Annotated in this window: 12 protein-coding genes and 1 tRNA gene; 9 read left to right on the top strand and 4 right to left on the bottom strand. The window is 71.2% G+C overall.

The features are described 5' to 3' along the window. From CWC38_RS08965 to CWC38_RS08935, 7 genes are all read left to right on the top strand, one after another. Positions 1-585, top strand: a 585-nt coding sequence (locus tag CWC38_RS08965) for an FtsB family cell division protein (protein WP_133306244.1), incomplete at its 5' end; no start/stop codon positions are given. Further along, positions 582-1,133 carry a DUF501 domain-containing protein gene (locus CWC38_RS08960; protein WP_121846424.1) on the top strand — a complete coding sequence of 184 codons (552 nt, stop codon included), beginning with the start codon at positions 582-584 and terminating at the stop codon, positions 1,131-1,133. The genes CWC38_RS08965 and CWC38_RS08960, both read left to right, overlap by 4 nt. A 100-nt stretch (positions 1,134-1,233) precedes the next feature. After that, a complete protein-coding gene (locus CWC38_RS08955) occupies positions 1,234-2,187 on the top strand; it encodes a Ppx/GppA phosphatase family protein (RefSeq protein ID WP_121846423.1) in 954 nt (317 codons plus the stop codon). 58 nt (positions 2,188-2,245) lie between these two features. Further along, positions 2,246-3,604, top strand: a complete 1,359-nt coding sequence (locus CWC38_RS08950; RefSeq protein WP_121846422.1) for a S8 family serine peptidase — start codon at positions 2,246-2,248, stop codon at positions 3,602-3,604. A gap of 74 nt (positions 3,605-3,678) precedes the next feature. Further along, entirely contained in the window at positions 3,679-5,064 is a 1,386-nt protein-coding gene (locus tag CWC38_RS08945) for an NAD(P)/FAD-dependent oxidoreductase (protein WP_121846421.1), read from the top strand. A 104-nt stretch (positions 5,065-5,168) separates the two neighbouring features. Beyond that, positions 5,169-5,245, top strand: a tRNA-Leu gene (locus tag CWC38_RS08940). A 217-nt stretch (positions 5,246-5,462) separates the two neighbouring features. Then, positions 5,463-6,263 (top strand): Bax inhibitor-1/YccA family protein, encoded by an 801-nt coding sequence (locus CWC38_RS08935; protein WP_121846420.1) that lies wholly within the window; start codon positions 5,463-5,465, stop codon positions 6,261-6,263. A 106-nt stretch (positions 6,264-6,369) separates the two neighbouring features. Here the strand turns inward: CWC38_RS08935 and CWC38_RS08930 are convergent, their stop codons facing one another. Beyond that, the gene (locus CWC38_RS08930; RefSeq protein WP_121846419.1) at positions 6,370-6,972 is read right to left on the bottom strand and encodes a nitroreductase family protein; all 603 of its coding nucleotides are present in this window, start codon (positions 6,970-6,972) and stop codon (positions 6,370-6,372) included. A gap of 74 nt (positions 6,973-7,046) precedes the next feature. Here CWC38_RS08930 and CWC38_RS08925 point away from each other — a divergent pair, with 74 nt between their 5' ends. Both CWC38_RS08925 and ilvA read left to right on the top strand, forming a co-directional pair. Beyond that, positions 7,047-8,417, top strand: a complete 1,371-nt coding sequence (locus CWC38_RS08925; RefSeq protein ID WP_121846418.1) for an AI-2E family transporter — start codon at positions 7,047-7,049, stop codon at positions 8,415-8,417. Between the two features lie 150 nt (positions 8,418-8,567). Continuing rightward, positions 8,568-9,815, top strand: a complete 1,248-nt coding sequence (ilvA, locus tag CWC38_RS08920) for a threonine ammonia-lyase (protein WP_121846417.1) — start codon at positions 8,568-8,570, stop codon at positions 9,813-9,815. A gap of 48 nt (positions 9,816-9,863) precedes the next feature. Here ilvA and CWC38_RS08915 read toward each other — a convergent pair whose 3' ends face one another. The 3 genes from CWC38_RS08915 to CWC38_RS08905 form a co-directional block, all read right to left on the bottom strand. After that, on the bottom strand, positions 9,864-10,079 hold the full coding sequence (locus CWC38_RS08915) for a hypothetical protein (protein ID WP_121846416.1): 216 nt from the start codon (positions 10,077-10,079) through the stop codon (positions 9,864-9,866). 168 nt (positions 10,080-10,247) lie between these two features. Further along, positions 10,248-10,745 carry a transcription elongation factor GreA gene (gene greA / locus CWC38_RS08910; RefSeq protein ID WP_121846415.1) on the bottom strand — a complete coding sequence of 166 codons (498 nt, stop codon included), beginning with the start codon at positions 10,743-10,745 and terminating at the stop codon, positions 10,248-10,250. A 165-nt stretch (positions 10,746-10,910) separates the two neighbouring features. Continuing rightward, positions 10,911-11,393, bottom strand: a complete 483-nt coding sequence (locus CWC38_RS08905; RefSeq protein WP_121846414.1) for a DUF4307 domain-containing protein — start codon at positions 11,391-11,393, stop codon at positions 10,911-10,913. Between the last annotated feature and the right edge of the window lie 40 nt (positions 11,394-11,433).

Here is an 11,433-nt window from a genome sequence, read left to right as displayed (position 1 = left end):
CCCGGGAGGTACGCATGGTCGGTCCCCGCCCCCGGATTCCCCGGCGCGGCCCGCGCCCCGCGAGCAGCGGCGCGCCGGAGGTCACCGCGCGGCCCCCCGAGGGAGCAGGCGCCGGACGCGCGGAGCGGCGGCTCGTCCACCCTCGCGGCGCCCACCCCGGCGCACTCCTTCAACGGCAGGCTCGTGGCACTCGTCGTGGTGGTCACCATCATCGTCTTCCTGGCCGCGCCCACCGCCAAGATCTTCATCGACCAGCGCTCGCAGATCTCCGAGCTGCAGGCGAGCATCGCCCACGAGCAGGAGCTCCAGCAGCAGCTCAAGCGCGAGGAGGAGCTCTGGGGCGACGACTCCTACGTGGAGCAGCAGGCCCGGGAGCGCATGTCCTACGTGAAGCCGGGGGAGAACCCGTACGTGGTCCTGGGAGCGCAGAAGGACCGCCACCAGGCCGTGGAGTCCTCCGCCGAGCAGGTGGAGGCCGGCAAACCCGCCTGGGCGGACGGGCTGTGGCAGTCCGTGGTGGACTCCGCCTACCCCCAGGAGGACATCACCCTGGAACCCGACAACCGAGAGAGCAGCGACCAGTGAGCCCAGCCGCCCCGCACGACCCCACCGTGACACCCCAGGACCTCACCGTGGTGGGCCACCAGCTGGGCCGCACCGCGCGGGACGTGGTGGAGATCGCCGCGCGCTGCACGTGCGGCAACCCCCTGGTGGTCGCCACCGCGCCGCGGCTCGGCAACGGCACCCCGTTCCCCACGGTCTTCTACCTCACGCACCCCGTGGCCACGGCGGCCGTCTCCCGGCTCGAGGCCGAGGGCGCCATGTACGCCATGACGGAGCGCGTGGCCGAGGACGCCGAGCTGGCCCGCCGCTACACCGCCGCCCACGAGGACTACCTGGCCCAGCGGCGTCGCATCGGAGAGGTCGCGGGCACGGGGGAGGTCCCGGAGATCGACGGCATCTCCGCGGGCGGGATGCCCACGCGCGTGAAGTGCCTGCACGTGCTCGTGGGGCACAGCCTGGCCTCCGGGCCCGGTGTGAACCCGCTCGGGGACGAGACGCTCGAGCTCATCGCCGACACCTGGACGCCCGAGCGCTGCGCGTGCGATCCCGCGTGGCGCGTGGCGGACTGACGCACCACCCCGCCACGGCCCCGGGTGCGGACGACGCCGCCCGCACCTCCCCGCGCCGGGCCCCGTGACCGGCACCTTCGACCCGAGGACCTCCCCTGCCATGCGCACAGCTGCCATCGACTGCGGTACCAACTCCATCCGTCTGCTCGTCGCGGACGCCGTCACGGACGAGCGCGGGCACACCGTTCTGCGCGACGTGGTGCGCGAGATGCGCATCGTGCGCCTGGGCCAGGGTGTGGACGCCACCGGGTGGCTCGCCGAGGCCGCCCTGGAGCGCACCTTCGCCGCCGTGGACGAGTACGCGGCACTGATTGCCGAGCACGGTGCGGACCGCGTGCGGTTCGTGGCCACCTCGGCCACGCGCGACGCGGGCAACCGCGACGTCTTCGTGTCCGGGATCCGCGCCCGGCTGGGTGTCACGCCGGAGGTGGTCAGCGGCGACGAGGAGGCCGCGCTGTCCTTCCGCGGTGCCCTCAACGCCGCCGCGGAGCTGGACCCCGCGGACCGGGTCCTCGTGGTGGACGTGGGTGGCGGATCCACGGAGTGCGTGCTCGGCACCCCGCGCGAGGTGCTCGCGGCCAGGAGCGTGGACGTGGGGTGCGTGCGCATGACCGAGCGCCACCTGGGCTCCAACCCGCCCACCGCGGAGCAGCAGGAGCGCGTGCTGCGGGACGTGGACCAGGCCATGGACGTGGTCGCCCGCTCCGTGCCCCTCGCGGAGACCACCCGGCTGGTGGGCGTGGCCGGCACCGTGACCACCGTGGCCGCCATGGCCATGGGGCTCACCGCATACGACCCCGAGCGCATCAACGGCTCGGTGCTGGACGTCGAGACCGTCTCCCGGGCGTGCCGGGAGCTGACCGGGATGACCCGCGAGGAGCGTGCCGCCCTGGGATTCATGCACGAGGGCCGGGTGGACGTGATCGGGGCCGGTGCCCTGGTGTGGCGCCGCGTGGTCGAGCGCGTGGTCCAGGCCACCCGCGGCGGGGTCACCACGGTCACCGCGAGCGAGCACGACATCCTGGACGGCATCGCACTGTCCCTGGTGTCCTAGGCACCACGCGACGGCGCGGGGACGAGCAGGCACGGACGGTACGGAAGGGTTGAGGGACATGACCGGACGGACGAGGGCGCGCGCCCTGATCTCGGGCACGGCGGCAGGGCTGCTGCTCGCGGGAGCCGCGGCGGCGTCGTCGTTCGCGCAGGAGCCCGCGGTGCCGAGGCCCGCGCCGTCGATCCCCGTGCAGACCCCCGTGGCGCCTCCTCCCGGGGGCGGCAAGCCCTCCGTCGAGGGCGGGGACATCCAGCAGCGTGAGTACTGGCTGGACGACTACGGCGTGCGGGACGCGTGGAAGACGGCGACCGGCAAGGGCGTGAAGATCGCCGTGATCGACACCGGTGTGGACGGTTCCCACCAGGACCTGAAGGCCGCCGTGCAGCCCGGCACGGATGTCTCCGGCGTGGGACAGGCGGACGGCCGGAAGGGCCTCGGCTCCGAGCCCGAGCACGGCACCCTGGTGTCCTCTCTCGTCGCGGGCCGCGGGCACGGTGCCGCGAACGAGAGCGGGCCCGGTCGCCGGCAGGGCATCCTGGGTGTTGCCCCGGACGCCGAGATCCTCCCTGTCTCGCTCGGGCTGGGCGTGCAGGACCCGGGGGTGAAGAGCGTGGACGAGCAGATCCCGCAGGCCGTGCGCTGGGCCGTGGACCACGGTGCGGACGTGATCAACATGTCCGTGGGCTCGGACTCCACGGCGTGGCCCCAGTCCTGGGACTCGGCGTTCGCGTACGCGGAGGAGAAGAACGTGCTGGTCGTGGCCGCGGCGGGCAACCGCGGCTCGGGGCTGAACCAGGTGGGTGCGCCCGCGACCATCCCCGGCGTGCTGACCGTGGGGGGAGTGGACCGTTCGGGGAGGGCCAGCTGGGACTCCTCCTCGCAGGGGATCTCCATCGCGGTGGCCGGTCCCAGCGAGGACATGGTGGGGGCCATGCCCGGCAACGGGTACGCCGAGTGGTCCGGAACCTCCGCCACCGTGCCCCTGGTCTCGGGAACGGCGGCGCTCGTCAAGCAGGAGCACCCGGACCTCACCGCGGGGCAGGTGGCGCAGCGCATCGTGAAGACCGCCCACGACGCCGGGGACAAGGGCAAGGACCCGCTGTACGGGTACGGGGTGCTGGACGTGGCGGCGGCCGTCACCGCGGACGTGGAGACCGCGGAGGAGAACCCGCTGGGCAGCATCCGGCACTGGATCCAGCAGAACCGGCCGCAGAGCGCCTCGCCCTCGGCCAGTGCCGCGGCCACCACGGCCAAGGGGGACACTGAGCAGGTCACCCAGGAGGCCACCCCGCCCGTGGCCCAGGCGCCGCTGAACGAGACCGGGGCGCTGCCCGTGGTGGTCCTGGCGTCCTTCGGGGTGGTGGTCGCAGGGCTCACCGTGGCCGCCGTGCTCCACATCCGCAGGCTCTCCCGCTGATTTCACGGTGGGCGCAGTCGCGGGCGCGGACACTCCGTCACCAAAAGCCCTGCGCCGTGGGTAAACTTCGGGTCATGGCTTTCAATCAACTTGCTAAGGACCGTCCGCGCCTTCTCATCGTGGGTGGCGGTTACGTTGGTTTCACTCTCGCCCAGAAGCTGCAGACCCGCATCAAGGAGTCCGGCGGCGTGGTCACGGTGGTGGATCCCAACCCGTACATGACCTACCTCCCGTTCCTGCCGGAGGTGGCGGCGGGCAACATCGACGCCCGCTCCGCCGTGATCTCGCACCGCCACCACCTGCGTGACAGCGAGCTGGTCAGCGGCCGCGTGGAGCACATCGACCACGCCAACCACAAGGTCACCATCCGCGGCATCGACGAGGGGCCGGAGTTCGAGCTGCCCTACGACGAGATCGTGATCGCCGGCGGCTCCACCACCCGCACGTTCCCCATCCCGGGGCTCGCGGAGAAGGCCATCGGCATGAAGACCATCGAAGAGGCCGTCTCCGTGCGCAACTGGGTGCTCGAGCGCATCGAGGTCGCGTCCCTCACCGACAGCGAGGAGGAGAAGCGCAAGGCGCTGACCTTCATCGTGGTGGGTGGCGGCTACGCCGGCTCCGAGTCCATCGCCGAGCTCGAGGACATGGCCCGCTCCGCCGTGGAGCGCAACGACCGCCTGCGCGTCTCGGACCTGCGCTTCGTGCTCGTGGAGGCCATGGGCCGGATCATGCCCGAGGTCTCCAAGGACCGCGCGGAGAAGGTCGTCGCCGAGATGCGCGCCCGCGGCATCGAGGTGCTGCTGAACACCTCCATCTCCGAGGTGGACGGCGACGTGGTCAAGCTCATCAACATGGGCGACAAGTCCCCGGCCGGTGAGATGGCGACCGACACCCTGATCTGGTGCGCCGGTGTCCAGGCCTCGGGCTTCGTGAAGAACAGCGACCTCCCGGTGGACGAGCGCGGCCGTGTCCGCGTGGGCGCGGACCTGCGCGTGACCGGCGACGACGGGCCCCTCGAGGGCGCCTGGGCCGCCGGCGACATCGCGGCGGTCCCGGACCTCACGGGTTCCGGCCCCGGCGGGTTCTGCGTCCCCAACGCCCAGCACGCCGTGCGCCAGGCCGCCACCATGGCCAAGAACATCATGGCCGCCCACCAGGGCGAGCCGCTGGAGGACTACTACCACGAGAACCTCGGCTCCGTGGCGGGCCTCGGCCTCTACAAGGGCGCGGCCACCATCCGCGGCGTGGACCTCGGCGGACTCCCGGCGTGGACCATGCACCGGCTGTACCACGGCTACGCGATCCCCACCGTGGAGCGCAAGGTCCGCGTGTTCACCGAGTGGGGCATCAACATGCTCTTCGGCCGGGACACCACCGCGCTGCGCCACCTGCACGACCCGCGCCGCGCGTTCCGCAAGGCCGCGGGGGAGAAGCTGCCGGCGGAGAAGGCCAGCCTGTAGCACCTCGCAGCGCACGACGGTGGGGCCGCTCACGAGCGGCCCCACCGTCGTCGTCCGGGCACCCGCCCCGCTCGTCCGCCAGGACAGGGACGGGGCGCAGGCCCGCCCCCATAGCCCAACCGGCAGAGGCAGCGGACTTAAAATCCGCTCAGTGTGGGTTCGAATCCCACTGGGGGCACCACGTCGTCGTGCCCGAGGGGGGCGGGGCGTCCTCACCCGCGCACGCGCCGGCCGCGCCCCGTCGCGGGTGACCCCGGCGGGCGCGGCCGCCGAGCCGTCCCGTGCGGCTGGCAGGATCCGGGGAACCTGTTCGCCCGGCGGAAATACCGGCCACCCCCAGGAGCGCCACTGCTAGCCTGGTGGCACAGCTCGACTAACGCCCTCGAAAGGACGTCACATTGGCCGGCGGAAACCCCCTCCTCAACGACTTCGGCAAGAAGAACGCCACCACCGCACCGGGCTCCTACCAGGACCCGCGGTACTCTCCTGAGCAGCTGGAGCGCATGTACAGCGCCCCGGCAGCCGGCCCCGCCCAGACGGGCCGGATGAGCTACGACGACGTCGTGGTGCGCACCTCCCTCGTCCTCGGCTGCGTGGTCGTCGCCGCGGCCGCCGGGTGGTTCCTGCCCGTCCTGGCCTTCCCGGGTGCTCTGGTGGGCCTGGTGCTGGGCCTGGTCAACTCCTTCAAGCGTGAGCCGAGCCCCGCGCTCATCATCCTGTACGCCCTGGCCGAGGGCCTGTTCCTGGGTGGGGTCTCCGGGATCTTCGAGTCCATGTACCCGGGCGTCGTGGTGCAGGCGGTCATCGGCACGCTCGCCGTCTTCGTGTCCGTGCTGGTGCTCTACAAGACGGGTGTCCTGCGGGCCACTCCGCGCGTGACCAAGTTCTTCATGGTGGCCATGATGGCCTACGCGATCTTCGCCCTGGTGAACCTGAGCACGAGCCTGATCGGCGGCTTCGACATGCGCACCGAGGTCTCGGTGGCGGGGATCCCGCTGGGCCTGATCGTGGGCGCGGTGGCCATCCTGCTCGCGGTCTACAGCTTCGTGCTGGACTTCGAGAACATCACGGACGGCGTCAAGCGCGGCATCCCGCGCAAGGCGGCCTGGACCGCGGCCTTCGGCCTGACCGTCACGCTGATCTGGACCTACGTGGAGATCCTGCGGCTGCTCTCCATCATCCGCTCCATGAGCGACTGAGCGACCCGCTCGCGGTCCCACCCGCGAGCCGGCCCGCAGCGGCGTCACGGTGCTCAACGGCACCGCGGCGCCGCTGCATCTTTCCGGGCCGCCGACGCCGCCGGGCTCAGATGTAGCTGATGTCCAGGTCCCGGGGTGGGAGGTTGATTGCCCGCGCCGGGACGCTGTTGCTCGCCGCGCGGCCCACGAACAGCCACCCGAGGATCTCCTCGTGCTCGTCGAGGCCGTAGAACCCCCGGATCAGGTCCCGGTCGTAGGGCTCGCGCTGGGACCACATGGTGGCCCACCCCTGCGCGTACAGGGCGGCCTCCAGCACGCCGCGGGCGGCGAAGACCTGACCCCGCTGGTCCTTCTTGGACTCGGGAAGCTCGGGATGGTGGCGGAAGATCAGGGCCAGGGCAACACCGCCGCGCGACGCCCACTGCAGGCTCCCGCGGTACGCCGCCAGCACCCGGATCTTCTTGCCCTTGAGCCGCGGCACGGGCCCGGAGAGGTTGGGGACCGAGGTGAGTCCCGCCATGGCCGCGGCCAGCACGGACGCCGACCGGCGGCTGGTCACGGCCACGCGCCATCCCGTGGGGCGGTCGTCGTACTTGGGGCCCGCGGTGGCGCGCAGAACCCGTTCGAGGTCCTCGCGGCGCGGACTCTCCTGGGTCAGCACGCTCGCGGGGCGTCGCTGGGCCAGGACTCGCAGCAGTGTGGTGGACATGACAGCCATCTTGTCACCTCCGCGGGCCCGGGCACGGTCACGGGCACGCGGACAAGGATGCGATGATAAGAGACATGTCTTCCAGTGTTCAGACGCCCGCCGCGGGCTCACCGCCGCACCGCGCCCCAGACGTCTCCCCTTCGCCTACGTCTTCCGCCGACCACTCCCGGGACATGGTCACCGCACCCGTGCGGATCGCGGCCGCATGGTCCTGGCGGGTTCTGCTCATCATCGCCGGGGTCGGCGTGGTCTGGTGGCTGCTCGGCCACGTGACCACCGTGCTGATCCCCGTGCTCCTGGCCGCGCTGATCGCGGGCCCGTTGTCACCGGCAGTGAGGTGGTTGCGCTCCAAGCGCTTCCCGTCCGCGCTCGCGGCCATCACGGTGGAGCTCGCCCTGATCCTCGTGGTCCTGGGCCTGCTCGTGCTCTCCGGCCAGCAGATCGTGATGGGCTTCGCCCAGTTGTCCGACAAGGCCGTGGCCGGCTTCCAGAAGCTGCTGGGCATGCTCGAGGACAGCCCCCTCAAGCTGACCACCGACTCCATGAGCCAGTGGTTCTCGGACCTCGGCAACACCCTGCAGGAGAACTCCAACGCCATCCTGTCCGGTGCCATGACGTTCGGCTCCACTGCCGGGAACATCGTCACGGGCACCATCCTCATGCTGTTCGTCCTGCTGTTCTTCCTGTTCGACGGCGAGAACATCTGGCTGTTCCTGGTCAAGCTGTTCCCGCGGCGGGCGCGTCCCGCGGTGAACGGTGCCGGGCGCCGCGGCTGGATCTCGCTCGCGCAGTACGTGCGCATCCAGGTCTTCGTGGCCTTCGTGGACGCCATGGGCATCGGGCTCGGAGCGTTCCTGCTGGGGGTGCCCCTGGCGCTGCCCATCGGCGTGCTCGTGTTCCTGGCCTCGTTCATCCCCATCGTGGGTGCCGTGGTCACCGGTGCCGTGGCGGTGCTGGTCGCGCTGGTGGCCGTGAGCCCCATGATCGCGCTGGCCATGCTCGGCGTGGTGCTCCTGGTGCAGCAGATCGAGTCCAACATCCTGCAGCCGCTCATCATGGGCAAGGCCGTGTCCCTGCACCCCGTGGCCGTGCTGCTCGCGGTGGCCACCGGCAGCATGCTCTTCGGCATCGTGGGTGCGCTGTTCGCGGTGCCCGTGATGGCGTTCGGCAACACGATCGTGCGCTACCTCGCGGCCCGCTCGTGGGAGCACGACGACCGGATCGCGTGGGAGCCCTTCCTCTACCCGTGGGAGATCAAGAAGGCCGCGAAGAAGAAGAACCTCACCTCCGAGGAGGTCATGGCCCAGCTGCAGCGCTTCCGTGGCAAGCGCCACCAGGAGCGTGAGGACGCCGAGCGCAAGCGCGAGGAGAAGCACAAGAAGGAGACCGGGCACAACGCCTCCACCGAGGCCGAGGACCTGGACACCGGTAACACCCAGCGCTAGCGCAGGACCGGTCCCGTAATAGCATGGAACGCGGCGTCCCCACCCGGGACGTCGCGTTCCGTGTTCCCGCAGCACCGCCGGCAGCGACCCCGCCGGGCCGTGCCCCCGCAGGGCGAGCCGCCTCGATCGGCGCCGACGAAAGAAGTTCTTGTGGCCCACACTGCACTGTCCGTCTCGGTGGACGACGTCCGCCGCGCCGCACGCCTCCTGGACGGCGTCATCGAACGGACCCCGCTCGCCCACTCCCGCGCGCTGTCCCGAGCGCTCGGCTCCGAGGTCTACCTCAAGTGCGAGAACCTGCAGCGCGCGGGATCCTTCAAGGCCCGCGGCGCCTACGTGCGCATGTCCCAGCTCTCGGAGGACGAGAAGCGCCGGGGCGTGGTGGCGGCGTCGGCCGGCAACCACGCCCAGGGTGTGGCGCTCGCGGCGGCCAGGCTCGGGATCACCGCGCGGATCTACATGCCGCGGGGCGCGGCGCTGCCGAAGATCGCCGCCACCCAGGACCACGGCGCCGAGGTGGTGCTGCACGGCTCGAGCGTGGACGAGGCCCTGGCCGAGGCGCAGCGCTTCTCCGACGAGACCGGCGCGGTGTTCGTGCACCCCTTCGACCACCGGGACATCATCGCGGGGCAGGGGACCATCGGTCTGGAGATCCTCGAGCAGCTGCCCACCGTGGACACCGTGATCGCGGGGGTGGGCGGCGGTGGCCTGCTCGCCGGGGTGTCCGTGGCGCTCAAGGAGAAGGCCCGGGAACAGGGCAGGGACATCCGCGTGATCGGGGTGCAGGCCGAGAACGCCGCAGCCTACCCGCCGTCCCTGGCAGGGGATGCGATCGTCACCCTGTCCAAGGTCTCCACCATTGCGGACGGCATTGCCGTGGGCCGCCCCGGCCAGCTGCCGTTCAGCATCATCCGGGAGCTCGCGGACGACGTCGTCACCGTCTCGGAGGACTCCCTCGCCCAGGCTCTGATCTTCATGCTCGAGCGCAACAAGATGGTGGTGGAACCCGCGGGTGCCGTGGGCGTCGCCGCGATCCTGGAAGGCAGGCTGCGGCAGACCCACCCGGACCTGGGGACCACCGTGGTGCTGCTCTCAGGCGGGAACATCGACCCCATGCTCATGCTCAAGGTCATCCAACGGGGTCTCTCGGCAGCGGGGCGCTACATGACCATCAAGATGATGCTCACCGACCGGCCGGGCGAACTCGCGCAGATCTCGCAGCTCATCGCGGACCTGGACGCCAACGTCACGGGAGTCGACCACACGCGGATCGGAGGGTCGCTGTCCATGGGGGACGTCTCCATCACCATCGACATGGAGACCAAGGGCCAGTCGCACTGCGACCAGGTGCTCGCGGCCCTGGAGTCGCACGGCTACCACCCCGTGGTGGTGCACTGACCCGCGCCCACCGAGCCCGAGGACGCCGACCCGGGGCGCGGGCGGGCCTCAGCGGCGTCGTCCGCCGCGTGCGGAGAGGTACGTGACGAAACCCGCGACGAATGTGGCGACCCACAGAATGTTCCGCAGTCCACCCGTGGCGTTCAGGGAGGGGTTGCCCTGCCCCAGAACGTGCACCACGACGGCCGCAACGGCGAGCAGGGTGGTGAGCACGAGCAGGGGAACGGTCCATCGGCCGGGGGTGCGGTTCCAGTGGGTGAGCACGGTTGTCTCCTCAACGGGGCGGGGTGTTTCCCCCGAGCTTACGGAACCCCGCGGCCAACCGGCTCCGCACGCCCGTGCCGGAACGGCCGAGGCCACCCCGCCGTGCGGGGTGGCCTCGGTGCTGCCGGTGACGTGGTCGGTGCCGCGTGCTGCCGGCGGGGTGTGCGCTCAGCGGCCGAAGGGCTTGGCCTTGAGGAGTTTCACGGTGATGTCCTTGCCGTTGGGAGCCGTGTAGGACACGGTCTCACCCACCTTGTGGCCGTTGATCGCGGCACCCATGGGGGAGCGCTCGGAGAAGACCTCGAGGTCCTCGCCGCCGGTGAGGTCCTCGGCGACCTCCCGCGAACCCATGAGGAACGTCATCTCGTCACCCGCGATCTCGGCGGTGACGACCATCCCGGCCTCGATGACGCCGTCGTCCGCGGGGGCCTCGCCCACCTGGGCGTTCTCGAGCAGCTGGGTGAGCTGCTGGATGCGGCCCTCGTTCTTGCCCTGCTCCTCGCGTGCCGCGTGGTAGCCGCCGTTCTCCTTGAGGTCGCCCTCGGAACGGGCCTGCTCGATCCGGTCCACGATCTCCTGGCGGTAGGGGCCGGCGAGGTGGTCGAGCTCCTTCTTGAGCCGGTCGTACGCTTCCTGGGTGAGCCAGGCTCCCTCTTGAGTAGGCACAGTGCCTCCGTTCTCTGGTGTCCACCGCCCTGGTGGACACGTGTGAAAAACCCCGCCCCGGTGCGAGCCGTGTGGCCCAGCGCTTCCGGGTCGGGGATCTGATCTCGGCAGAAGTCTAGAGGACCGGCGCGCTCCTGCCCAAAGTGACGTGCGGCACCCGGAGCGTCACTCGCTGGTGCTCCAGCAGGAGTCCACTCCTGCGGTGGTGGCCAGGTTGGTGGTGCGCACCGGCACGCGGTGGGTGCTCGTGCGGCCTCTGAGCTCCGCCTCCGCCACGCGGCCGATCGTGATCTCGTTCCACCCCACCACGGCGTGCTCCTGGTTCAGCGCCTGGACCGCGCACGTGACGGTCTGGTCCGGGTCCTTGGTGAGGTCGAAGTCCGCGTAGGCCTGCCCGGAGCTGGAGATGTGGAAGCTGACGTCCTTGAACACCGGTTTCTGGGAGTCCCCCCACACGATCCACACCACGAACAGGGCTGCCGCCAGGGTGGCCCCCGCGGCAATCAGGAGCCAGCCGTGCTGGGAGGGGCCCCGCCGCGGGGTGCGCGTGACGGTGCGGTGACCCGCTCCGTAGCGCCGCACGAGGACCTCGGGGGCCCCCGAGCCCGCGGGGTCGTCTGCTGCGGGGTGGGAGGTCGCGGAACTCATGCCCCAACTGTACCCAGCCCGCACGGGTGCGCCCTGGGGA

The sequence above is a fragment of the Kocuria tytonicola genome (assembly GCF_003687455.1).
GTDB lineage: Bacteria > Actinomycetota > Actinomycetes > Actinomycetales > Micrococcaceae > Kocuria > Kocuria tytonicola.
Note: the sequence above shows the minus strand (reverse complement) of the source record. Positions and strands in the feature narration are given on the sequence as shown.